Genomic DNA, 22,798 nt, shown 5'->3' on the forward strand with positions numbered 1-22,798 from the left:
TTACTTTTGAATACGCGGAAACAAACCCCTCATCCGGCGCTTCGCGCCACCTTCTCCCACAAGGGGAGAAGGGGTATCGTGCTTGTGGCTACTTCATCGCGCATTTGTCGTGGAAGCGATCCTGGTCGTTCTCGACGATGGTCGCGACCGTCTTCAGCGAGAGCTGGCCTTCGCCGTCCTTGACCACGTCCTGGAGGTAGAAGTTCTGCACCGGGATGTGGTTCTTGCCGTACTTGAACGGGCCGCGCAGCGACTTGAAGTTGGCCTTCTCCATCTCGGCCTTCATCGCGTCCTTCTTGCTGGTGTCGCCCTTCACCGCGACCACGGCGCTGTTGATGAGCTGGGCCGCGTCGTAGGCTTGCGCGCCGTAATAGGTCGGACGCAGCCCGGGGTACTTCTTGCGATAGTCGGCGACGAAGCGCTTGTTCTGCTCGTTGGGCAGATCATTCACCCATTCCTGCGCACCGGGCACCCCGAGCGCGTTCTCCTTTTGCAGCGGCAGCGACAGCTCGTCGACGGTGAAAGCCGTGTAGAGCGGCATCGTGCTCTTCAGCCCGGCCTGCGCATATTGGTTGAGGAACTGCACGCCGGCTGCACCGGGATAGAACACGAAGATCGACTCGGCACCCGAGGCCCGCGCCTTGGAGAGCTCGGCGGAGAAGTCGAGCTGGCTCGGCCAGACCGTGTATTCCTCGCCCTTGACCTCGCCCTTGAACGTGCTCTTCACGCCCGCCAGCATGTCCTTGCCGGCGGCGTAGTTCGGGCCGATCAGGAACACGCTCTTGACGCCCTTCTGGTTCATGTAGAGGCCCATGGCGGCCGGCGTCTGGTCGTTCTGCCAGGAGGTCGAGAACACGTAAGGCGAGCAGAGCTCGCCCGCGAGCTGCGACGGACCGGCATTGGCCGAGATCAGGAAGGTCTGCGAGTCCACGGCGGTCTTGAGCGAGGCCAGCAGCACGTTCGACCAGATGTAGCCGACGATGAAGTCGACCTTGTCGGACTGCACCAGCTTCTCGGTCTTCTGCTTGCCGACGTCGGGCTTCTGCCCGTCGTCCTCGTAAATCACCTCGACCGGCTTGCCGTCCATCTTGCGGCCGATGTGATCCAGCGCGAGCTCGAACGAATTGCGCATGTCGTTGCCGATCACGGCGGTCGGGCCGCTGAAGGTCGAAACGAAGCCGATCTTGATGGTGTCGCCGGCGGATGCCGGGCCTGCCAGCACCAGCGCCGCTGCGCCCGCCAGCCAGAATGCCGTCCTCATAACCACTCCCCTCCATATTATTATGCCCGGAAGCAGGGTGATTGCCGCCCCGGGGTCATCTCTATTGAACGCAAAATCTGTCGCGCCGCCAATGGTTCAGCGCCCGCCCTGCACCATATTTCGCCCCGAACGGCGATAGCAAGAAATATAATTCTACTTACTTCGGCTAAGGCTGCGGCGCTTTCTCGCGGGCGCGATACATCCGGCCTATGCCTCGATTGACGACGGCTATTGGACCGCGGCGCCTGATCAGCGTTTAGATGAGGATAGAGCCGCGAGATTCGGAGGGGCGCATCATGACCACGACACCGCACCGCGTCGTCATCGTCGGAGCCGGTTTCGGCGGGCTGGAGGCGACCCACCGGCTCGCCGGCAGCCCGGTCGAGATCACGCTGATCGACCGCCGCAACCATCATTTGTTCCAGCCGCTGCTCTATCAGGTCGCCACCGCCTCGCTCGCCACCAGCGAGATCGCCTGGCCGGTCCGGCACCTGATGCGCGACCGGCGCGATGTGACGACGCTGTTTGCGACGGTCAGCGGCGTCGATGCCGACAGGCGCTGCGTGCTGATCGACGACGGCAGCGAGGTGCCTTACGACACGCTGGTGCTCGCCACCGGCGCGCGTCACGCCTATTTCGGCCACGACGAATGGGAGCAATGGGCGCCGGGTCTTAAAACACTGGAGGACGCGACCACGCTGCGCCGTCATATCCTGGTGGCGTTCGAGCGCGCCGAGCGTGAGACCGATCCGGCCAAACGCGCGGCACGATTGACTTTCGTCATCGTCGGCGCCGGCCCCACCGGCGTCGAACTCGCCGGCACCATCGCCGAGATGGCGCACCACACCTTGCCAGCCGACTTCCGCAACATCGACACCAACAAGGCGCGCGTCGTGCTGATCGAGGCGGGTCCGCGGGTGCTGGCAGGCTTTCCAGATGATCTCTCGGCCTATGCCCAGGCCTCGCTGGAGAAGATCGGCGTCGAGGTCGTGCTCGGCCAAGCCGTCACTGAGATCAACCGCGAGGGCGTGGTGTTCGGCGGCAAGCTGCTCGAAGCCAAGACACGAATCTGGGCCGCCGGCGTGCGCGCCTCGCCCGCGGCGGAATGGCTGGGCGCACCGGCCGATCGCGCCGGGCGCGTCCAAGTGGAGGCCGATCTTACGATCCCCGGTCATCCCGAGATCTTTGCAATTGGCGACACCGTTTTGATCAACGCCTGGGACGGCAAGCCTGTGCCCGGCATCGCGCCGGCCGCCAAGCAGCAGGGCCGTCACGTGGCCGAGACCATCAAGGCCCGGCTGCGCCAGGAGCCGACAGGCCCGTTCCGCTACAAGCACTCCGGCAGCCTCGCGCAGATCGGCAAGCGGCTCGCGGTGATCGACTTCGGCCGCATCAAGCTGCGCGGCACCATCGCGTGGTGGATCTGGGGCATCGCCCATATCTACTTCCTGATCGGCTTGCGCCATCGCCTCAGCGTCGCCCTGAGCTGGCTCTGGATCTACGCCCGCGACCAGCGCGCTGCGCGGCTGATCACGCAGGGATCGAGCAAGGTGGTGTAGGGCTTCTTCTTCCTCTCCTCGTTCTTACGGCGAGAGGGTTGGGGTGAGGGGCCTCTCCGCGAACGAGATATTGGTGAGACCTGTACCCCCTCACCCGGATCGCAAGAGCGATCCGACCTCTCCCCGCGAGCGGGGAGAGGTTAAGTGAGGCGCGATCGCCGCCCCTACTTCACCAGCTCGCACCCACCTTCCGCGAGCGGTCGAAACGCCTGCTCCGCAGAGATCGTCGAAACCAGCTTGTAATAGTCATACGGATATTTCGACTCCTCCGGCTTCTTCACCTCGAACAGATACATCGGATGCACGACGCGGCCGTCCTGGCGGATCGTGGTGTCGCCGAACAGCTTGTCCTTGCCCTTGAACTTTTTCATCTCGGGCACGGCATCCTTGGCATTGTCGCTGCCCGTGACGGCGACCGCGTTGAGATAAGCGAGCGTGGAGGCATAGACCCCGGCCTGGTTGCCGCTCGGCATCTTGCCGTTCATGCCGGGCCGCGCCGCGAAGCGCTTGGCGAAGGCGCGGGTGTCGTCGTTCATGTCCCAGTAGAAGGCCTCCATGAGCTGGAGCCCTTGCGCGACCTTGATGCCCATGCCGTGGACGTCGTTGATGAAGAGCAGGAAGGCGACGAGTTTTTGTCCGCCCTGCTGTATCCCGAACTCGGCCGCCTGCTTCACCGCGTTGATGGTGTCGCCGCCGGCATTGGCGAGCCCGATCACTTGGGCCTTCGAGCCCTGCGCCTGCAACAGGAAGGACGCGAAGTCGGACGTGCCGAGCGGATGCTTGGAGGAGCCCAACATCTTGCCGCCATGCGCCTCGATGTATTTCTGGGCTTCCGCCTCGATGCCCTTGCCGAGTGCGTAGTCAACCGTGAGGAAATACCAGTCCTTGCCGCCGCGCGACATCATCGCGGCCGCCGTGGTGTTGCCGGTCGCCCAGGCGTCGTTGACCCATTGGATGGTGTTGGGCGAGCAGGCCTTGCCGGTGAGATCGGAGCTCGCGGTGGACGACGCGAGGAACGTCATGCGGCTATCGCGCAGCAGCGTGTTGATGGAGAGGCCAACGGCCGAGTTCGGCACGTCGACGATGGCGTCGACGCCCTCGACATCGAGCCATTTGCGCGCGATTGCATTGCCGACGTCGGCCTTGTTCTGGTGATCGGCATAGACGATCTCGACCTTGATGCCCTTGCCGCCGCCGTTGAAATCCTCAGCGGCCATGCGCGCGGCCTCGACCGAGCCCATGCCGTTGGTGTCCTGGAAAATGCCGGAGATGTCGTTGAGCACGCCGACGCGCACGACATTGTCCGAGATCTCGGCATTTGCCGCGCCGCCAATCAGGCTCGCGGCCAGCGCAAGCGTCCACTTCAAGTTCTTCATTGTTCCCTCCCCTGTCGTATTTGTTGTTTGCGATGACGACAGCGTCAGGCTGGCGTGATGCGCACAGGCAGGCTGTCGAGCCCGCGCAGCGTGTTGTTGAAGCGGCGCTGCGGCTCGCCCATGATCTCGATCTTTGCGATCCGGCGGGCCAGCGCCGCGAGCATTGTCTCGCCTTCGAGCCGCGCGACCAGCTGGCCGACGCACATGTGAATACCTGAGCCATAGCCAACATGGCCGGACGTGCGGCGGGTTATGTCGTAGCTGTCGGGCTTGTCCCAGCGCCCCGGATCGCGATTGGCAGCCGCCAGGAACATCAACACCTTCTCGCCCTCACCGATGGTCGCGCCTGACAGTTCGACTTCGCGCGTGGTCGTGCGGAAGAAGGTCTGCACCGGGCTTTCAAAACGAACGGCCTCCTCGAAAGCGTTGCGCGCCAGCGTAAAATCGTTGCGCAGGCGCTGCCACTGCTCAGGGAAGCGCGCGAGACAGTAGACCGCTGCACCGATGCCGTTGACGGTGGTGTCGAGGCCCGCTGACAGAAGCGAACGCACCAACAGCGGCGCTTCGGTCGCGGTGATGGCACCCTCGCCGACATGGGCGTGGATGCAGGCGCCGATGCCGCCGGGCGTGAGGCTGTCCCGCTGGCACTGCTCGGTGACGTAGGCCTGGTGAGGCGCCGAGCGCGCGATCGCCTCGTTGCGCAACTGGTTCGGCGGGCCGAAGGCGTTGAACACCAGGCTCGCATAGGGAATGAGATTCTCGCGTCCCTCAGGCTTAAGCCCGAGCGCATCTGGGAAGATCGACAGCGGATAGGCCTCGGCAAGGTCCGTGATGGCATCGAAGTTGCGCTTCTCCAGCAGCGCGTCCACACGCTCTTCCGCTGCCGCGGCAAAGCGGTCGCGCAGCCCCTTCATCACCGTCGGCGACAGCACCTTTGAGAGCACGGCGCGGGTGCGGGTGTGCTCGGGAGGATCGGCCTCGAGGATCAGGCTGGGCGGCCGCCACGGCGTCTCCTTCGCGAAATCGGCGAGGCCGACGCCACGACTGGAGCAGAACGTTGCGGGATCGTTCAGCACGGCATGAACTTCGGCATAGCGCGCCACGCCATAGACGTTCCACTTGTCGAGATAGACGACAGGTCCCGCCTCCCGCAGCAGCTCATGCGTGGGATAGGGATCGGCGAAAAAATCCATCGCGAACGGATCGACGTCGAGATGCGGGACGGCCGACGAACCGCTAATTTCCTGGGAGCTGGAAGTGCTCATGGAAGTCCTCCCTCATTTTGATCTTGTGAAAGGGCCGCGCTTACCTTTAGGTCTCCAGACACGCCGCGAGACAGAATCCCGACATGCCGCCGCCTTCGACCAGAGCCCGCCAGAAACCTGCGCCCGCCGAGACGGGACCGACGCTCGATCTTGACCGCTACGTCCCCGCGTTCATCACCTTCATCGCCAACAAGCTCTCGAACAGCGCCACCGCGTTCTATCAGCGAGAGTTCGGCGTCAACGTCACGGAATGGCGGATCATGTCGCTGCTCGCGATCGAGCCCGGCATTCCCGCCTCGCGCATCTGCCACGTCATCGGTTTCGACAAGGGCCCGGTGAGTCGGACGCTGGCCGGCCTGGAAAAGCGGGGGTTGATCTCGATCCGTACCGATCCCAATGACGGGCGCACCCATTCGATCTCGCTGACGGCGAAGGGCCGCGCCATCCATGACAAGGTGATCGTCGCTGCATTCGAGCGCGAACGGCGCCTGTTGTCCTGCCTGGACAAGGACGAGCGCGAGGTGCTGATCGACCTGTTGCGCCGCCTGCATGAAAATCTCGGCGCGGTGACCGGCAGCACCGAGACCTGACGGGCCACACAGCGGGCGCTGAGCCCTGTCATTTCCAGGCATGCGCCAACATTCGCCGGCGGCACCCTCTCTGCCGAGCATAGCTTCCTCCGATCCGACGCGGCGGTTCCTCCCGCCGTCATCCGTGTCTGGAACGGTTCGCATAAATTAGTTGCTTGGGCAACAAAAGAATCGTGCAGCATAATGCGGCAGGGCGGCTGGCGTAGTTGGGTTTGCCGAGCTCTCTTGTCCCGGACGCGCTGCAGCGTGAAACGCTGCTGCGCAGAGCCGGGATCCAGAGATGCCAATCACGAAGAATGGCCCCGGCTCTGCAGCGCATCACTGCGTGCTGCGCTGCGTCCGGGGCACAGGCCCAAGCGCTACAGACCGATCCACTCGCCCGGCGCATCGTCATCCAACCGCGCCACCGCATCGGCACGGCGCGTCAGCACCGCGCGCTGGTTGATGTAGCCCTTGTCGGTGATCTCGCCGCCGTCGACCGACGGCGGCTCGGCGAGCAGCAACGCGCGCGTGGCGTGGCCGGAGGAGTTGGCGCCGTGTTGCTTCAGTTTCGCCAGCCCCCGCGCGATCGCGGCTCTGATCTTCTCATGCGCGAGCACGTCGTTCACGCCTGCGGTCTCGGGCAGGCCGGCATGCGCGCGGCACGCAGCGATGTTCGGAAACACCAGGAAGCGCACCTCGTCGCCGCCGTGGCCGGTGACGACGATGTCCTGCGCGAGCGGCGCCAGCGCGGCGATGCCGGCGAGGCGCAGTGTGCCGACACTGACCCAGGTGCCGGAATTGAGCTTGAAATCCTCCGCGACGCGGCCGTCAAAGAATAGGCCGCGTTCGGGCCGGTTCGCGTCGGCGAACTTCACGGCATCACCGATGAGATAAAAGCCCTCGTCGTCAAAAGCCTGCCTGGTCAGCTCCGGCGCCTTCCAATAGCCCGGCGTGACGTTGGGGCCGCGCACGCGCACCTCCAGCTTGTCGCCGGAGGTAACGAGCTTCAGTTCGGTGCCGGGAATGGGCACGCCGATATTGCCCGAGCGCTCCGCGAGGAAATGGCAGTCGGTGGCCAGCGGCGACGTCTCGGTCGAGCCCCAGGCCGAGACCATCGGCATCGCGCGGCCAACAGTCTTGACGGAGAGTTCTTCCAGCGCATCCCAGAGATTCTGCGGCAGCGCCGCACCGGCGTAGAACGCGAATTTCACCTCGCTGAAGAAGCGGCGACACAGCTCCTCGTCGCCGCGCAGCGCCGCGATCAACATGTCGAAGCCGCGCGGCACGTTGAAATAGACCGTCGGCATCACGCTTCTGAGGTTGGCGAGCGACATCGCAAACAGACCGGGCGCCGGCTTGCCGCCGTCGATATAGAGCGAGCCGCCATTGCGCAGCACGAGATTGAAATTGTGGTTCGCGCCAAACGTGTGGCTCCAGGGCAGCCAGTCGAGAATGACCAGATCGTCGCGCGCCCGTTCGAGAAAAGTCCAGGTCTGCGCCTTGGCCTGCTGGCTGGACGTCAGCATGCGCTGGGTGTTGATCACGGCTTTCGGCGTGCCGGTCGAGCCCGAAGTGAACAGGAGTTTTGCGATCGTATCGGGCGTCACCGCGGCGAAGGCCTTTGCGACGTCGGGGCTCTCGGGCGTTGCCGCGATAGTGCGAAAGGCCAGCGCATCGGCATCGTCGGCATTGCCGCTGATAATCTGCGCGCTATGCAGCGGCTTGATCGCGGCCAGCGCCGCCGCAAACGGCCTCGTCGCGGAGACATAGATCGCGGCGGGCTCAAGCAACGCGATCATGCTCTTGAGCTTGTCGAAGTCCTTTGACATCAGGGAATAGGCCGGCGAGATCGCCGCCGAGGGCACGCCGACATGCTGCGCCGCCAGTGCCAGCAGCGCATGATCGATGCTGTTGTCGGAGAGGATCGCGAGCGGGCGCTCCGCGCCGAGACCGTGCGCCAGAATCCAGGACGCCGCCGCGCGCACCTGGCGCAGCGCCTGCGCATAGGTAACGGTGCTCCATGGCGCTTCGGCACTGCTGCGCTCGGCGAGGAAAATCGCGTCGGGCCTCTGCCGCGCCCATTGCTCCAGCCAGTCGCCGACGCAGCGCGCGCCATCGCGCAGAGGCTCGGGCGAGCGCAGCACGATGCTGCCGTCGGCGCGATGCTCGGCAACGGTTCTGGGTGTCGCAAACAGGCTCGAAGCATCACCGCGTGGGGCGGCTGTCATGGTTTCCTCCTCGCCCGGAAGCCGGGACCGGTCGCAGCCTCGTCGCGGACCGCGTTGGCCAGCATGTTGGCCACGACAATTGTTGGGGCGCAAGCTGGGGCCAGGTGGGACGGCCCGCCGCCGTTCAAAGGGCTGGTCGCCGCGCATCCGCGGCATGGATTGCTGGCTGCACCTGATCTAGCTGCCTATTATTTGCGCAAATGCTCGTAACAGGGCGCTGACACGAAGGTCCGCCGGAGCTCGAAATATCCCACAAGCCACTGATCTCTCGGTAATATCCGCAGCACTTGTCCTGCCCGGATTCTGTACACAATGGCACATCGCTTGCTTCGATCGGGGTGAAGAGACGTAGCCGGAGATTTGTCGCCATGAAGGCTGAAATGGGGGCTGAGCAGCCTGAAACGGTCGCCGCGATCGTGGCCGCGCATCGCGCGGGCACGCTCACACCGGCGCAGACGGTCGCGCGCACCTATCAGCGCATCCGCGACCACAACGACCCCGCCGTCTTCATCAGCCTGCGCGACGAAAAGGACGCGATCACGGAGGCCGAGAAGCTCGCCACCAAGGACGCCGCCAGCCTGCCGCTCTATGGCGTGCCGGTCGTGGTGAAGGACAATATCGACGCGCTGGGATTTCCGACCACCGCGGCGTGCCCGGCCTTCTCGTATACCCCGACACATGATTCGACCGCGGTGCAGCGGCTGCGCGCCGCCGGCGCGATCATCATCGGCAAGACCAATCTCGACCAGTTCGCGACCGGCCTTGTCGGCGTGCGCTCGCCCCACGGCATCCCCAGAAACGCGATCCGCGAGGACCTCATTCCCGGCGGCTCGAGCTCGGGATCGGCCACCGCCGTCGGCGCCGGGCTGGTGCCACTGTCGCTCGGCACCGACACCGCCGGCTCAGGCCGCGTGCCGGCGATGCTCAACAACATCGTCGGTCTCAAGCCGAGCCTCGGCATGATTTCGACCGCTGGCCTGGTGCCGGCCTGCCGGACGCTCGACTGCATCTCGGTATTCGCTTTGACGGTCGACGACGCCGCGCTGGCGCTCTCCGTGATGGCAGGTCCCGATCAGGCAGATCCGTTCTCGCGCGACCGGCCGCTTGGCGCGATCACCCCGCTCCCGGCAAACCTGCGCCTGGGCGTGCCGCGCAGCGGACAGCTGATCTTCTTCGGCGACAAGAAGGCGGAAGCGGCTTACGCCGAGGCGCTGAAGCGCTGGACCGCGCTTGGGGCAACGCTCGTCGAATTCGACCTCGAGCCGTTCTATGAGACGGCCCGACTGCTCTACGAGGGACCGTGGGTGGCCGAGCGCTATCTCGTGATCCGCGACCTGCTCGCCTCGGCACCGGAGGCGATCCATCCCGTGACGCGCGAGATCACCGCGGCCGGTGCGCGGTTGACGGCGACGGACACCTTCTCCGCGCTCTATCGTCTGCAGGGCCTGCGCAAGATCGCCGAACGCACCTTCACCAATATCGACGCGCTGGTGCTGCCGACGGCGCCGACGGCCTATACGACCGCGCAGGTGCGGGCCAATCCGGTCGAGCTCAACAGCCGGCTCGGCACCTATACCAATTTTGTCAATCTGCTCGATCTCTGTGGTCTCGCGCTGCCGGCGGCGATGCGCGCCGACGGCATCCCGTTCGGCATCACAATTCTTGCACCCACCGGGCACGATGCGCTGCTCGCCAGCATCGGCCGCGTGTTCCACGCCGATACCAAACTGACGCTTGGCGCAAAGGGCGTCGTGCAAGCCGCGCTGGCGCCGCTTGCCGCAAGCGGCGTCGACGAGATTCCCATCGCCGTGGTCGGCGCGCATCTGTCCGGCATGGCGCTGAACGGCGAACTGAAAGCGCTGAACGGCCAGCTGATCGAGGCAACCAGGACCGCGGCGGACTACAAGCTCTACGCATTGAAGACCACGCCGCCAAAGCCGGGCATGCTGCGCGTCGAGGCCGGCAAGGGCGCGTCGATCGAGCTGGAAATCTGGTCGCTGTCGTCGTCCGCCTTCGGCAAGTTCGTCAACGCGATTCCCGCGCCGATGGCGATCGGCACGGTGCGGCTGGCCGATGGCCGCAGCGTGAAGGGATTTCTCGTCGAGCCCGAGGTGCTGGGCGAGGCTCGCGACATCACCGCGTATGGCGGCTGGCGGAAGTATATGGCGGAAGCTACGACAGCGTAGGTCTCGTAGGTGGGCAAAGCGAAACGTGCCCACCATCACCGTCAGCTTGGGGAGATGGTGGGCACGGCGCTTTGCGCCTTTGCCCACCCTACGCAACCGTGCGCGCGCCCCTAAACCGACACCGCGTAGATCTCGTACTCCCCGCGCACCAGCTCGATATGCGCGCGCATCGCGGCGGCGGCGCCCTGCTTGTCGCCGCGCATGATGGCGACGACAACGCGGTCGTGCTCGGCTTGCGACTTGGCGAGACGGCCGAGATTGCGGAACTGGGCGCGGCGAAACGGCTGTACGCGCACGCGCGTCGCCAGCGTGATCTCGGCGATGTAGCCGTTCTGCGATCCCGCATAGATCGCGTTGTGGAAGCGCTCGTTGACCTCGTGGAAGCGCTCGGGATTGCCGGCGTAGCTCAACACCCGCAGTTCTTCGTGGATGGCTTCCAGGCCGTGACGCTCAGTGGCGGACATGCGCTCGGCGGCAAGACCCGCACACAGCGCCTCAAGCTCCGCCATGGCCTCGAACATGCCCGTCAGCCGTTCGAACGAGGGCTGCGCCACCACCGCGCCGCGATGAGCGCGCGCTTCGACGAGGCCGCTTGCCACGAGCTGACGCAGGGCTTCCCGCACCGGCGTGCGCGAAACGCTGAAGCGGCGCGCGATGTCGGTCTCGTCAAGCGGCGCACCGGGTGGCAGAGCTCCGCGCACGATCTCGTCGGCGAGCTGCAGGCGCAGCTCCTCGGCGCGCGTGACCTTGTGCGCTGACGGCGCCCCCCGGTCGACACGCGGCACCGCCGGTTCGGCCGGCAGCGCTCCGGGCGGAAGATCGTCAAGCGTCATACGGTCAGGTCTCTTTCGACTCGTCGATGATGCTGACATGGGCGGCGACGACGCGCCAGCCCTCCGGGAATTTTACCCAGGTCTGCATCTGCCGGCCGACCTTGCCCGGCATCGTGTCGCGATAGAACAGGGTGGAGGCAACCGCGGTGTCGCGGCCATAGCTGGTGATCACGGTTTTCGCGGTGCGGCGATTGAGGCCGACCGCCGAGCGGCCGGCGCGAAAGCCGGAGATTGCTTCATAGCCGTAGAGGTTCTCGCCGATGCCATAGCGCAGCGTGCGGGGATCGTTGCGGAAGAGCTCGCCGAGCACGGCGACGTCGTTGGTGATCAGGGCCTGCTCATAGCGCTCGAACGCAGCTTTGACGTCTGCGATCACCTCGGGGAGATCGATCTCCATCTCAAAATCCTCTTGGGCTGGGCGCGGCGGCAACACCCATCTTCTCCAACGCGAACGCGACGCGCAGCGCGATGTCCTCGCGCCATGGCGCGGCGATGATCTGCACGCCGATCGGCAGCGGATCGAGCGGCACCGGCACGGCGACCACAGGCAGGCCGATGAACGAGATCGGCTGGGTGTGGATGCCGATATTGGCGCGCACCGGCATCTCGACGCCGCCAAGATTGAAATTGACCTGGCCGAGCTTCGGCGCGGTGCATGGCGTCGCCGGTGCGATCAGCACGTCGACGGATTTGAAAATCTCGGCGAGTTGCGCGCGATACCAGCGGCGGAATTTTTGCGCGCGGTCGACCAGGGGCGCCGGCACCATGGCGCCCGCAATCAGCCGGTCGCGCACGGCGGGATCGAAATCGTTCGGCCGCTTGCGCAGCCGATCGAGATGCAGCGAGGCGCCCTCGGTGGTGGTGATGACATAGGCCGCCGCGCGGGCGCGCGCAGCTTCGGGCACGTCCACCACGCGCGTTGCGCCCAGCGCCTTGGCGACGCGGCTGACGGCTTCGACAGCTTCCGGAAACAAATTGGTCTGGAAGTACCCGCCGGCGATCGCGATGCGCAGGTCGGACACCGGATTGGCAAGCAGCGGTGTCGTCGGCTCCAGACCACGTGTGGTGGTGCAGGCGGCATCGTCGGCATCCGGTCCCTGCATGGCGTCATAGGCCAGCGCGAGATCGGTGGCGGAGCGCGCGAACGGGCCGAGATGATCGAGGCTCGCGACGAACGGGAAAGAGCGCGCACGCGAGAGCCGGCCATAGGTCGGCTTCAGGCCGAAGATGCCGCAGAACGAGGACGGCACGCGGATCGAACCGTTGGTGTCGGAACCGAGCGCGATCGGCACCAGCGCGCCACCAACGGCGCTGCCCGAGCCGCCGGAGGAGCCGCCGCTCATCCGCGTCGTATCGTGCGGATTGCGCGAGGGACCGTCATGGACGTTCTCGCCGGTGAAGTCATAGGCGTATTCACCCATGTTGAGCGCACCGACCAGCACGGCGCCGGCCGCTTCCATGCGCTCGATCAGCGTGGCATCGCGCGTGGCGGGTGCGCGATCGCGGTTGATCTTCGAGCCTGCGCGCGTGGCGAGGCCTGCGACGTCGAACAAGTTCTTCACCGCGAACGGCACGCCGGCCAATGGGCCGACGGACTTGCCGGCGGCGATATCGGCATCGATTGCGCGCGCTTTGGCGCGGGCGCGATCGGCGGTGATGTCGGTAAACGCATTGAGGATGGTGTCGTGCTGCTTGATGCGCGCAAGCGCGGCTTCGGTCGCATCGAGCGCGGACATCTTGCGGCCCGCAACCGCGCTCGCGATCTCGGAGGCCGTCATCTCTGGCTTGGTCGTCATGGCGGCGTCAGACCGTGAACACGGGCGCCGGCTCGGTCTCGTCCGGCAGCGCGAATTCGTCGACGAGGCGGCCGAGCCGCAGCGAGACCTCGAGATTGGCGCGGATGGACGCCCTCCATGCTTCCTCGACGGGCAACGCCAACGCTTTGGTGACAGCGTCGATATAATCGTCCAACGGTTCGGCCATCACGCTCCCAAACAAGCTCTCAGTGTGCGCTCTGTCTGCAGCGGCGGATGCGGGATCGCCGTCAGCAGCTCCTTGGTGTAGTCGTCCTGCGGATCGCTCAAGACCCGCTCGGAAGATCCTTCCTCGACGATTCGACCCGACCGCATGACAATGACACGATCGCACAACAAGCGCACTACGTTCAAATCATGCGAGACGAACAGATAACTCATACCTAGTCGGGCCTTGAGGTCCTGGAGCAGATTGAGGACCACGGCCTGGACCGAAACGTCGAGCGCGGCGGTCGGCTCGTCCAGGATCACGAGTTTCGGGTGCAGGGCGATGGCGCGGGCGATGCCGACGCGGGCTTTCTGGCCGCCCGACAATTGGTGCGGGAAGCGATCCAGCAGATTGTGCGGCAGGCCCACCATGGTGGCGAGCTCCTCGCAGCGGGCGCGGAGCGCGTCGCGCCCCCTGACGTCGCCGAGCTGCATGATGGGATCGGCGATGGCACGCACGGCGGTGAAGCGCGGGTTGAGGCTGTCGGTCGGATCCTGGAACACCATCTGGATGCGGCTGCGCTGCGGCAGCCGGGCAAAGCCGGCGGGCGCGATGCCGCCGATGTCCTCGCCGTCGAACTGGATCAGCCCCGAGGTCTGATCCAGCAGCCGCATCACCATCATCGACGTGGTCGATTTGCCGCAGCCGGACTCGCCGACCAGGCCGACGCTCTCGCCGTGACCGATCGAGAAGCTGATGCCGTCGACGGCGCGGAACACGTCCGGCTCGACCGGCGGCTTGCGGCCGAACAATTTGCCGAGCGTGGCGGTGGCGCCCTGGCGGGGATATTCCTTGACCAGCTTGTCGATGAGGAGAAGGGGCTGCCCGCTCTTCCTGGCCTCGTCCTGCGAAGCCTGATGGATGGCCCGGTCAGGCCCGGCCACGACGGCTGAGCCTTCCTCCTCCGGCAACAGATCCCGCAGGCTCACGCCGAGCCGCGGCGTCGCGCGCATCAGCTTCTTGGTGTAGGGGTGCTGCGGGTTGGCGAAGATGTCGGCGGCCTTGGCGGTCTCGACCACCCTGCCCTTTTCCATCACGACGACGCGGTCGCAATAAGCAGCGGCGAGGCCGAGATCGTGCGTGATCAGGATGGTGGACATTGCCTTGCGCTTGGTCAATTCCACGATCAGATCCATCACCGCCTTCTGCGTGGTGACGTCCAATCCGGTCGTCGGCTCGTCCGCGATCAGTAGCTGCGGATTGCAGGCGAGCGCGAGCGCGATGACGACACGCTGGCACATGCCGCCTGACAATTCGAACGGATAGGCGTGATAGCGCTCGCGCGGGCGGGCGATCTTGACCTGCTCCAGCGCCTCGATCGCCTTCTCGCCGCGGTCCGAAACCATGGCCTGCTGGACATGGGTGCGCAGCACGTCCTCGATCTGGTCGCCGACCTTCCGGATCGGGTTGAGCGCGGCGCGCGGATTCTGGAAGATCATCGAGACTTCGCGACCGCGCAGATCGCGCATCTGGTCTTCGGTCGCGGCCTTGACGTCGATGCCCGAGAACATCACCGAGCCTTCGGCGATCCGCCCCGCACGGTCGAGAATGCGCATCACCGCATACGACGTCACCGATTTGCCGGAGCCGGACTCGCCGACGATCGCAAGCGTCTCGCCCTTGGCGACGGAAATGTTGACGTGCTGCACCGCCTTGACGATGCCGCGGCGGGTGGTGAATTCGACGGTAAGGTCCTGGACGTCGAGCAGCGGCGGGGCGGTCATGGGCACCTCCCAACTAAAAATGGCGAAAACAACCCCATGCACAGTAGAATGAGGTTGATTTCATTGGGGAATTTCGAGCGAAAAAGTACGCCTAACCCAGCCATCACGTCCTCCGCTGGGGGTCGACGATGTCGCGCAGGCCGTCGCCGAGGAGGTTGAAGCAGAACACGGCGATCATCAAAGCGAGGCCCGGGAATAGCGCGATCCACCATTCGCCTGACACCATGAAGCCGGCGCCTTCGGCGACCATGATGCCCCATTCGGCCGTCGGCGGACGGACGCCGAGGCCGATGAAGGAGAGACCGGCGGCATTGAGGATGGCGTAGCCCATGGTCAGCGACATCTGCACGATCATGATCGGCATGATGTTCGGCAGGATATGCACGAGCAGAATGCGGAATTCGCCGTTACCGGACAGACGCGCGGCCTGCACGAAGCCGGCGTTACGGCGGACATTGGCTTCGGCGCGCGCAACGCGGGCGTAGAGCGGGAAGTTCACGATGGCGGTGGCCAGGATGATGTTCTGCACGGTGTTCCCCAGCGCGGCGACGATGCCCATGGCCAGCACGAACAGCGGGAACGCCATGATGGTGTCGGCGACGCGGCCGACGATGCGATCGGTCCAGCCGCCGAAATAGCCGGCCGCGATGCCGGCGAGCCCGCCCATCAGGAACACCAGGGCGACGGAGGCGACCGCGATGAACGTATCGAGCCGCGTCGCCACCACGACCCGGCTGAAGATGTCACGGCCCAATTGATCGGTGCCGAACCAGTGCGCGGCCGACGGTGGCTTCAGCGACGCCACGGTGTCGGACGCCAGCGGGTCATACGGCACCACATAGGGGCCGAAGATCGCGGCAAGGAGGATCACGATCAGCAGCGCGAATGCAAAGCCGGTGACCTTGTTCTCGCCGAGCACGTAGCGGGTCTGGTCGAGGAGCGCGACGAGACCCGACGTGCGCGCGGGGCCGACGGGTTCAACAGCAGGCGCAACGGTGCTCATGATTAGCCCTCCAACCGCACGCGCGGGTCGATCACGCCATAGAGAATGTCGATCACGAGATTGAGCAGCACGTACATCACCGCCATGGTCAGCACGAACCCCTGCACCGGCGCGAAGTCCGACGAGATCAGCGCTTCGACGGCGTAAGAGCCGATGCCTGGCCAGGCGAACACTTTCTCCACCAGCACGTTGGCGCCGAGCAGGAACGAGAACACCATGCTCAGCGTGGTGATGACGGGGAGCATCGCGTTGCGGAAGGCGTAGGTGACGATGACGGTCGCCGGCGACAGGCCGCTGGCACGCGCGGTGCGCACGAATTCGGAGGACAGCACCGCCAGCATCGAGGCGCGCGTCATGCGCGCGATCGGCGCCAGCGAGAAGATCGCAAGCGTCGTCGCCGGCAGGATGAGCTGGCTGCATGCCGAACGGAACGCCTCGAAGTCGCGCGCGATCAGGGTGTCGATCAGATAGAAGCCGGTCACTGTCGGCGGCGCGCTGTAGAACACATCGAGCCGGCCGAGCGGCGCGGGCGACCAGCCGAGCCGGAAATAGAACACATAGACCAGCACCAGACCTGTGAAGAACACCGGCAGCGAGACGCCGGCCGTCGTCGTCACACGGCAGAGATGGTCGACCCATGAGCCCGGCCGCGTCGCCGCCAGCACGCCGAGCGGAATCGCGATCACGACCGAGACGATGAGGCCGAGCAGCGTCAGCTCGGCGGAGGCCGGCAGGCGGTTGCGGATCTCGGCTGCGACCGGCTGGCCGGTCGTGAGCGAGTTGCCGAAATCGCCATGGGCGAGATCGTTGGTGTAGCGAAAGAACTGCTCGATCAGCGGCTTGTCGAGGCCGAGTTTTTTCCGGATCTGCTCGACGGCTTCTTTCGTTGCGGCGGGGCCGGCGAAATACGCCGCGGGATCACCGGGCAATGCGCGGGTCAGCAGGAAGGTGACGATGACGACCCCGATCAGCGAAGGAATCGCGAACATCAGGCGCTTGCCGATCATGGTCAGCATGGCGACTTCCTCTTGCGCGTTGAATGAACCCGACACGCGGCCACTCGCTCCGCTGCGTTCCCTCCCCCCTTGTGGGGGAGGGCTAGGGAGGGGGGTGGCTCCGGGAGAGATCGGAGTTTGTGGCTACCCCTCTCCCTAGCCCTCCCCCACAAGGGGGGAGGGAGCCTGAAAAGCGTGCTCACCTCACTGCGAAGGACAGCGCCCGCCATCCCCTTACCCCTTCGCCATCGCGCGATAATCCAGCCTCCGGTGGAACCAGTATTGGTAGCCGCTGATGTTCTTCTGCATCGCGACGTTGACGAACGGCTGGTACAGCGGGATGCGCGGGATGTCGCTGTAGGCGAGGTCGACGAAGCCCTTCACGTCGGTGTCGTAGGTCGCGGTGTCGCCGGTCGCGGCGGCCGCGCGTGCGCCGTCGATCAGCTTGTCCATCTCCGCCGACTTGTAGCTCATGGTGTTGAAGACGGAATTATTGCCGTGATAGCACCAGTAGAAGAAGTATTCGGGGTAATCGAGCCAGCCCGAGAATACGTTGGTGAAGAGCGGCATTTCCTTCTTGTTCAATTCGGTGCGCCAGTTGGCGCCGGGCACCTTGTTGATGGTGGTCTTGATGCCGATCTGGGCCAGGCTCTCCTGCACCAGCACGCAGAGCGGCTCGTTGACGCCGGCGAAGTTGAGGTCGAACGAGATCGTGGTCTCGAAGCCGTTCGGGTAGCCGGCCTCGGCCAGCAGCGCCTTCGCCTTGTCCATGTCGGTGTTGTATTTGTGCGGCTGCGGCCAGGCGACTTCGGTTGGCTTGTCCTTGGGCGCGCCGAACATCGGGTTAGCCAGCCCGAACATCACCGCGTCCATGATCTTCTGATAGGGAATCGCGCAGGCGACCGCCTGACGTACCTTGGGATTGTCGAACGGCGGCTTGGTCACGTTCATGCCGATATACTGGATGCCGTTGGAGAACGGCAGCGACACCACGTTGAGCTTGCCGCTCGCCTTCATCTCCTGGAAATCCTTGAACGGCAGCTCATAGGAGATGTCGGCGTCGCCGCGCTCCAGCAGCGCGCGGCGATTGCCGGCCTGCGGCACCATGCGCCAGATCACGCGCTTGATCTTCGGCAGCGGGCCGCCGACCCAATCGTCGTTGCGCTCCATCACCACTTCGGTGCCGGCGGTCCACTTCGTCACCTTGTAGGCGCCGGAGCCCGCGGTCTGCTGCTTGGTGAATTCGAGTCCCCAGGGATCCTTCTCGCTGGCGTTCTTCTTCACCAGCTCGGAATTGATGATGCAGGGCACGATCACCGCGAGATCGGGGATCGTCAGCTTGTCCTTCTTCAGGAAGTCGACACGTACCGTGTAGTCGTCGATCACGACGAACTGCTCGGGTTTCGTGAGCGAGCCCGCGCTCATCTGGAAGGTGGGGAATCCGCCGACGCTGACGGCTCGGTCGAGCGACCACTTCACGTCCTTGGCGGTCACAGGCGCGCCGTCGTGGAATTTGGCGTTCTTCTTCAGCTTGAAGGTGACCGACCTGTCGTCGATCTTGAAGTCCTCGGCGAGTTCGCCCTTGAACTTGTCGCGGTCGTAATAGGGCACGCCGCCGGGGCCGGTCTTCATCTCGTGGCTGAGCAGGCGGTCGTAGCAATTCCAGGACACCTCATAGCCGGGCACGTTGGTGCCGACGCCGTGGATATCGAGATTGTTGGGGCCGCCTTCCGAGACGATCAGCAGCGTCTCCGAGCGCGCATCGGCCTTGGCCGACGAGATCACGGACGGCATGGCCGGAAGCGCCGCGCCTGCGGCCAATCCGGAAACGGACTTGAGGAAATCGCGGCGCTTCATGGAATGGCTCCAACACAAAAGTTTTCTGGTTGGAACTGGATTCGCAAGGTTCGTGCCAAGGCTTAAGCAAGGATTAAACCAGCATAAGCCTATGAAATGTTTATAGGAAAAGGCTGCTATCCGGGCCGTCGATCAGAAGCCAAGCCGTCGGACATTGCATACAAACAGGTATATTTGCCTAAAAAATATGCTTCGAGAATACCAGCCTATTGCGTGAGCGCGTCTCGCCCCTAGGTGGCGCGGCTATCGATCGCGGCCCGTCACCCCGGCCAGATCAGTTCCTGAAGTTCGACCAGATCATCCGCCTGCTCCTGCCAGCCCTCGATGCAGATGTGGCTGTTGAGGTCGCTGGCGCGATGCAGCAGCATCAGGGCCATCAGCCGTCGCTTGAGCGCGAAGTCGAGCTTCGCATAGCCAAAGCCTTCGAGCAGGTTGCGCACCCTGCCCGGCCGGCCCGCTGCCATGAAGGCGCTAGGGCCGAGCAGATCGTAGTCCCGCCATCCCGCCAGCACGTCGCCGAAGTCGAACAGGCCGGCGAGAGACCATTGATCGTCGTGGCGGGCGAGCAGGAAGTTCTCCGGAATGTATTCGCCGATCAGGATCACCGGCGACGCATCCATCGGAATGAGCGCGGCCGCATCACGCAGGAGATCGTCGAGGCCGGCGAGGAATTTCGGCGCCAGGCCGAGACGCGTGTGCCGCGCCTTGCAGCCCTGCATCTGGGCCCGCATGAAGTCGTCCCAGCGCGGCTGGATCTGCGCGAGTGAGCCGAGCGGCGCGCGCTGCACGGCGGCGATGGTCTCGCCGATCTGTCGCAGCACGCGCTCCTTCTGCGCTTCCGGCAACGACGGCCAGACCTCCGAGCCGAGCGTGCCGGCAAGGCGCGTGATGATCAGATAAGGCCAGCCGTCGCGCTCGCCTTCCGCGACGATCTCGGGAATTGGCAAGTCAATGCGACCGGCAAGCTGGGCCAGCGAGCCGTGCTCGGAGACGAACTGCGCGCGGAGCAGCGGCGGGAAGATTTTCAGGATCAGGCGATCGCCGAGCCCGACCACGAGATTGGTGCCGGTGGCAAACACGTGCGGCGCGCTGGCATCGAGATCGTGGCTGCGGGCGATGTCGAGTGCGATCGGCAGCCATCGCGGAGGGTCGGCGCGAAAGGCGCGAAAGCTTGCCGCGTCGGCGAGGTGGGGGAGTGGCATCGACATCGTAACCTAACGGCTGTTGAGCTCGTCATGCCCGGGCTTGTCCCGGGCATCCACGTTCTTCGTGCTGCGGCCAAGGCGTGGATGGCCGGGACAAGCCCGGCCATGACGCTGTGGAACGGCCTTGCGCCTTAACGCCGAGCTACCATCCCTCCCCCTACCTATCCGGGCTGGCGCGCTCGAACTGGCGCAGGATCTTGTTGCCGCGTTCGACCGCAGCATCGAGCGCGGCTTGCGCGCTCTTGCGGCCGGCAAAGGCCTGCTCCAGCTCGTCCTCGATCGCGCCGCGGATCAGCACGAAGGAGCCGAGCCGGATGCCCTTTGAATTCTCCGTCGGCGGATGCAGCGTGATCTCTTCGAACGACATCGCCGAGCCCGGATTGCGCTCGTAAAAACCTTGCGCGCGCGTCAGCTCGAAGGCGGCGCGGGTGACAGGCAGATAGCCGGTGTTCTGGTGCCAGGCGGCCTGCACGCCGGGCTGCGACAGATAGGCGAAGAATCGTGCCACGCCTTTGTATTCCTCGCGCGGACGGTCGCGCAGCACCCACAGCGTGGCGCCACCGATGATCGAATTCTGCGGCGCACCCTTCACGTCGGGCCAATACGGCATCATGCCGTAGCCAATCTCGAACTTCGAATTCGCCTTGATGTCGGCGCGCGTCGCCGAGGAGCCGATGAAGATGCCGCATTCGCCGTTCTGGAAGCGCGGCTCGGCCGACTGGCCGCGGCCGCTATAGTCGAACACTTTCGTTTTCTGCCACTCGCTGAGCTCGGAGACGTGACGCACGAGAGACGGATTGTTGATGGTCAGCTCGGCATCCAACGCGGCAAAGCCGTTCGCCCGCGTTGCCAGCGGCAGATTGTGGAAGGCTGAAAAATTCTCGACATGGATCCAGGACGGCCAGGAGGTGGTGAAGCCGCACACCGCGCCGCGATCGCGCAGGCGTTTTGCAGCAGCGCCAAGCTCCGGCCAGGTCTTCGGCGGCGCCTCCGGATCGAGCCCTGCGTCGCGGAACATGGTCTTGTTGTAATAAAGAATCGGCGTCGACGAATTGAAAGGGAAGGACAAGAGATTGCCGGCCGCATCGGTGTAGTAGCCGGAGACCGCGGGAAGGTAGTCATTGAGCGAGAACGGCTCCTTCATGTCCCGCATCAGGCTGAACACGGGATAGATCGCGCCCTTGGCCGCGGTCATGGTGGCGGTGGCGACCTCGTTGACCTGGACGATCGCGGGCTGGCTGCGCGAGCGGAAGGCGAAGATCGCGGCCGTCACCGTCTCGGTGTAACTGCCCTTGTAAGTTGGCACCACGCGATAATCCGGCTGCGAGGCGTTGAAGTCGGAGGCGAGCTTTTCCAGTTGCCGGCCGAGTTCGCCGGACATGGCGTGCCACCACGCGATGTCGGTCGCGGCACGCACCGGCGCGGCCAAGGAGAGCGCCGCAAAGGCGGCGACGACCTGCAAAAGGCGCGATGCTGAAGTCACGATGGCTCTTTCCATGCCGCACCGACGAAAGCGGCTGCCCCTGCTTAAGGCGCGGCATTTGCGGTTTCAACCGGGAATGAGCCCCGGCCGCGCCGCACAATCACGTCGAGGCGCCCGGCGGGATGGCCTTCCCACGACCATCTGCTAGATTGCATTGAACCTTTTCCTCCCGCCATAGACTCCACCACTGAGGGGTTGAGTGTGCCAGTGTTGAACCGTGCCGAACGCACGCGGACCGGGGTGGTTTTCGTCGCGCTTTTGATCGCCCTCTGCGCGACGGGAGCTGCTGCGCGTGAGTTCCGCGCCGCCGACACCCAGACCGAGGATTATCCGACCGTGCAGGCGCTGCGCTACATGGGCGCCCTGATCGCCGAGCGCAGCGGCGGTCGGCACGAGGTCAAGGTCTTCCACTCCCGCCAACTCGGCGAGGAGAAGGAGACCATCGAGCAGACCCGGGTCGGTGCGATCGATCTCAACCGGACCAATGTGGCGCTGATCGGCAATTTCGTTCCGGCGATGAACGTGCTGGCGATGCCGTTCCTGTTCCGGTCCATCGAGCACATGCAGAAGGTGCTGGACGGGCCGATCGGCAGCGAGATCCTCGGCAGCTTCGAGCCCTACGGCTTCGTTGGCCTCGCCTTCTACGATTCCGGCGCGCGATCGATCTACAACGGCGCCCGCCCGGTCAGAAACGTCGCGGACCTCAAGGGATTGCGGATCCGGGTGCAGCAGTCGGAGTTGATGAGCCAGATGATCCGCGCGCTCGGCGCGGAGCCGGTCGAGATGCCCTATGGGCAGGTGCTTGCCGGGCTTGCCAACCACCTGATCGACGGCGCCGAGAACAACTGGCCATCCTACGTGACGACGGACCATTACAAACATGCCGGCTATCTCGCCCTCACCGAGCACACCATGAGCCCCGAAGTGCTGGTGATTTCGCTGAAGGCCTGGAAAAGCCTGTCGGCCGACGAGCAAACCATCTTCAGGGAAGCCGCACAGCGCTCCAGCCGCTTCATGCGCGAGAAATGGCGCGACCTGGAGGAGCAGTCGCAGCGCAAGGCGGAAGCAGCGGGCGTCACCATCGTCAGGGATATCGACCGCAAGCCGTTCGAAGACGCGATGGTCGCGATCTACGCCAAGGCCGGGCAGGATCCGGCCGCGGCCGCGCTGATCGAACGCATTCGCAAGGTGGAGTGAGGCCTCTTGCCCGGGCTTGGACACAGCGAGCA

At 64.9% G+C, this 22,798-nt stretch carries 18 protein-coding genes; 4 read left to right on the top strand and 14 right to left on the bottom strand.

Features of this window, described 5'->3' with window-relative positions; translation table 11 throughout:
• Positions 1–88: 88 nt before the first annotated feature.
• On the bottom strand, positions 89–1,261 hold the full coding sequence (locus IVB54_RS37525) for an ABC transporter substrate-binding protein (protein ID WP_018456026.1): 1,173 nt from the start codon (positions 1,259–1,261) through the stop codon (positions 89–91).
• A gap of 296 nt (positions 1,262–1,557) precedes the next feature.
• On the opposite strand from IVB54_RS37525, the gene IVB54_RS37530 reads away from it, so the two are divergent.
• The gene (locus IVB54_RS37530) at positions 1,558–2,820 is read left to right on the top strand and encodes an NAD(P)/FAD-dependent oxidoreductase (RefSeq protein ID WP_018456025.1); all 1,263 of its coding nucleotides are present in this window, start codon (positions 1,558–1,560) and stop codon (positions 2,818–2,820) included.
• Positions 2,821–2,984: 164 nt separating this feature from the next.
• Here the strand turns inward: IVB54_RS37530 and IVB54_RS37535 are convergent, their stop codons facing one another.
• Complete coding sequence (locus IVB54_RS37535; RefSeq protein ID WP_018456024.1) at positions 2,985–4,196, bottom strand: ABC transporter substrate-binding protein; 1,212 nt, start codon at positions 4,194–4,196, stop codon at positions 2,985–2,987.
• Positions 4,197–4,240: 44 nt separating this feature from the next.
• Positions 4,241–5,461, bottom strand: a complete 1,221-nt coding sequence (locus IVB54_RS37540) for a cytochrome P450 (protein WP_018456023.1) — start codon at positions 5,459–5,461, stop codon at positions 4,241–4,243.
• A gap of 83 nt (positions 5,462–5,544) precedes the next feature.
• On the opposite strand from IVB54_RS37540, the gene IVB54_RS37545 reads away from it, so the two are divergent.
• Complete coding sequence (locus IVB54_RS37545; protein WP_018456022.1) at positions 5,545–6,051, top strand: MarR family transcriptional regulator; 507 nt, start codon at positions 5,545–5,547, stop codon at positions 6,049–6,051.
• Positions 6,052–6,410: 359 nt separating this feature from the next.
• Here IVB54_RS37545 and IVB54_RS37550 read toward each other — a convergent pair whose 3' ends face one another.
• Entirely contained in the window at positions 6,411–8,261 is a 1,851-nt protein-coding gene (locus IVB54_RS37550; RefSeq protein ID WP_085357700.1) for a feruloyl-CoA synthase, read from the bottom strand.
• A gap of 368 nt (positions 8,262–8,629) precedes the next feature.
• Here IVB54_RS37550 and atzF point away from each other — a divergent pair, with 368 nt between their 5' ends.
• Entirely contained in the window at positions 8,630–10,447 is a 1,818-nt protein-coding gene (gene atzF, locus IVB54_RS37555) for an allophanate hydrolase (protein WP_026233071.1), read from the top strand.
• A 110-nt stretch (positions 10,448–10,557) separates the two neighbouring features.
• Here atzF and IVB54_RS37560 read toward each other — a convergent pair whose 3' ends face one another.
• From IVB54_RS37560 to ugpB, 10 genes are all read right to left on the bottom strand, one after another.
• A complete protein-coding gene (locus IVB54_RS37560; protein WP_018456019.1) occupies positions 10,558–11,280 on the bottom strand; it encodes a GntR family transcriptional regulator in 723 nt (240 codons plus the stop codon).
• A gap of 4 nt (positions 11,281–11,284) precedes the next feature.
• Positions 11,285–11,677, bottom strand: a complete 393-nt coding sequence (gene hpxZ / locus IVB54_RS37565; RefSeq protein ID WP_018456018.1) for an oxalurate catabolism protein HpxZ — start codon at positions 11,675–11,677, stop codon at positions 11,285–11,287.
• Position 11,678: 1 nt separating this feature from the next.
• Positions 11,679–13,076, bottom strand: coding sequence for an AtzE family amidohydrolase (locus IVB54_RS37570; RefSeq protein WP_018456017.1), 1,398 nt, complete (start codon positions 13,074–13,076; stop codon positions 11,679–11,681).
• Between the two features lie 7 nt (positions 13,077–13,083).
• Positions 13,084–13,263 (bottom strand): DUF4089 domain-containing protein, encoded by a 180-nt coding sequence (locus IVB54_RS37575; protein ID WP_018456016.1) that lies wholly within the window; start codon positions 13,261–13,263, stop codon positions 13,084–13,086.
• Positions 13,263–15,026, bottom strand: a complete 1,764-nt coding sequence (locus tag IVB54_RS37580; RefSeq protein WP_247295952.1) for an ABC transporter ATP-binding protein — start codon at positions 15,024–15,026, stop codon at positions 13,263–13,265. Before IVB54_RS37580 ends, IVB54_RS37575 begins: the two co-directional genes overlap by 1 nt.
• A 103-nt stretch (positions 15,027–15,129) precedes the next feature.
• The gene (locus IVB54_RS37585) at positions 15,130–16,029 is read right to left on the bottom strand and encodes an ABC transporter permease (protein WP_018456014.1); all 900 of its coding nucleotides are present in this window, start codon (positions 16,027–16,029) and stop codon (positions 15,130–15,132) included.
• Between the two features lie 2 nt (positions 16,030–16,031).
• Positions 16,032–17,045, bottom strand: coding sequence for an ABC transporter permease (locus tag IVB54_RS37590; protein WP_018456013.1), 1,014 nt, complete (start codon positions 17,043–17,045; stop codon positions 16,032–16,034).
• Positions 17,046–17,258: 213 nt separating this feature from the next.
• Positions 17,259–18,881 (bottom strand): ABC transporter substrate-binding protein, encoded by a 1,623-nt coding sequence (locus IVB54_RS37595; protein ID WP_018456012.1) that lies wholly within the window; start codon positions 18,879–18,881, stop codon positions 17,259–17,261.
• Positions 18,882–19,141: 260 nt separating this feature from the next.
• On the bottom strand, positions 19,142–20,089 hold the full coding sequence (locus IVB54_RS37600; RefSeq protein WP_247338302.1) for an aminoglycoside 3'-phosphotransferase/choline kinase family protein: 948 nt from the start codon (positions 20,087–20,089) through the stop codon (positions 19,142–19,144).
• A gap of 154 nt (positions 20,090–20,243) precedes the next feature.
• Positions 20,244–21,584, bottom strand: a complete 1,341-nt coding sequence (gene ugpB, locus IVB54_RS37605; RefSeq protein WP_026233069.1) for a sn-glycerol-3-phosphate ABC transporter substrate-binding protein UgpB — start codon at positions 21,582–21,584, stop codon at positions 20,244–20,246.
• Positions 21,585–21,770: 186 nt separating this feature from the next.
• Here ugpB and IVB54_RS37610 point away from each other — a divergent pair, with 186 nt between their 5' ends.
• Positions 21,771–22,766 carry a TRAP transporter substrate-binding protein gene (locus IVB54_RS37610; protein ID WP_026233068.1) on the top strand — a complete coding sequence of 332 codons (996 nt, stop codon included), beginning with the start codon at positions 21,771–21,773 and terminating at the stop codon, positions 22,764–22,766.
• Positions 22,767–22,798: the final 32 nt, after the last annotated feature.

The organism is Bradyrhizobium sp. CW1 (genome assembly GCF_023100665.1).
Lineage (GTDB): Bacteria > Pseudomonadota > Alphaproteobacteria > Rhizobiales > Xanthobacteraceae > Bradyrhizobium > Bradyrhizobium canariense_D.

What these genes read in the sequence shown, in the direction of transcription:
- IVB54_RS37525 (WP_018456026.1), bottom strand. Translation starts at nt 1,261, where the DNA reads ATGAGGACGGCATTCTGGCTGGCGGGCGCAGCGGCGCTGGTGCTGGCA.
- IVB54_RS37530 (WP_018456025.1), top strand. Translation starts at nt 1,558, where the DNA reads ATGACCACGACACCGCACCGCGTCGTCATCGTCGGAGCCGGTTTCGGC.
- IVB54_RS37535 (WP_018456024.1), bottom strand. Translation starts at nt 4,196, where the DNA reads ATGAAGAACTTGAAGTGGACGCTTGCGCTGGCCGCGAGCCTGATTGGC.
- IVB54_RS37540 (WP_018456023.1), bottom strand. Translation starts at nt 5,461, where the DNA reads ATGAGCACTTCCAGCTCCCAGGAAATTAGCGGTTCGTCGGCCGTCCCG.
- IVB54_RS37545 (WP_018456022.1), top strand. Translation starts at nt 5,545, where the DNA reads ATGCCGCCGCCTTCGACCAGAGCCCGCCAGAAACCTGCGCCCGCCGAG.
- IVB54_RS37550 (WP_085357700.1), bottom strand. Translation starts at nt 8,261, where the DNA reads ATGACAGCCGCCCCACGCGGTGATGCTTCGAGCCTGTTTGCGACACCC.
- atzF (WP_026233071.1), top strand. Translation starts at nt 8,630, where the DNA reads ATGAAGGCTGAAATGGGGGCTGAGCAGCCTGAAACGGTCGCCGCGATC.
- IVB54_RS37560 (WP_018456019.1), bottom strand. Translation starts at nt 11,280, where the DNA reads ATGACGCTTGACGATCTTCCGCCCGGAGCGCTGCCGGCCGAACCGGCG.
- hpxZ (WP_018456018.1), bottom strand. Translation starts at nt 11,677, where the DNA reads ATGGAGATCGATCTCCCCGAGGTGATCGCAGACGTCAAAGCTGCGTTC.
- IVB54_RS37570 (WP_018456017.1), bottom strand. Translation starts at nt 13,076, where the DNA reads ATGACGACCAAGCCAGAGATGACGGCCTCCGAGATCGCGAGCGCGGTT.
- IVB54_RS37575 (WP_018456016.1), bottom strand. Translation starts at nt 13,263, where the DNA reads ATGGCCGAACCGTTGGACGATTATATCGACGCTGTCACCAAAGCGTTG.
- IVB54_RS37580 (WP_247295952.1), bottom strand. Translation starts at nt 15,026, where the DNA reads ATGACCGCCCCGCCGCTGCTCGACGTCCAGGACCTTACCGTCGAATTC.
- IVB54_RS37585 (WP_018456014.1), bottom strand. Translation starts at nt 16,029, where the DNA reads ATGAGCACCGTTGCGCCTGCTGTTGAACCCGTCGGCCCCGCGCGCACG.
- IVB54_RS37590 (WP_018456013.1), bottom strand. Translation starts at nt 17,045, where the DNA reads ATGCTGACCATGATCGGCAAGCGCCTGATGTTCGCGATTCCTTCGCTG.
- IVB54_RS37595 (WP_018456012.1), bottom strand. Translation starts at nt 18,881, where the DNA reads ATGAAGCGCCGCGATTTCCTCAAGTCCGTTTCCGGATTGGCCGCAGGC.
- IVB54_RS37600 (WP_247338302.1), bottom strand. Translation starts at nt 20,089, where the DNA reads ATGTCGATGCCACTCCCCCACCTCGCCGACGCGGCAAGCTTTCGCGCC.
- ugpB (WP_026233069.1), bottom strand. Translation starts at nt 21,584, where the DNA reads ATGGAAAGAGCCATCGTGACTTCAGCATCGCGCCTTTTGCAGGTCGTC.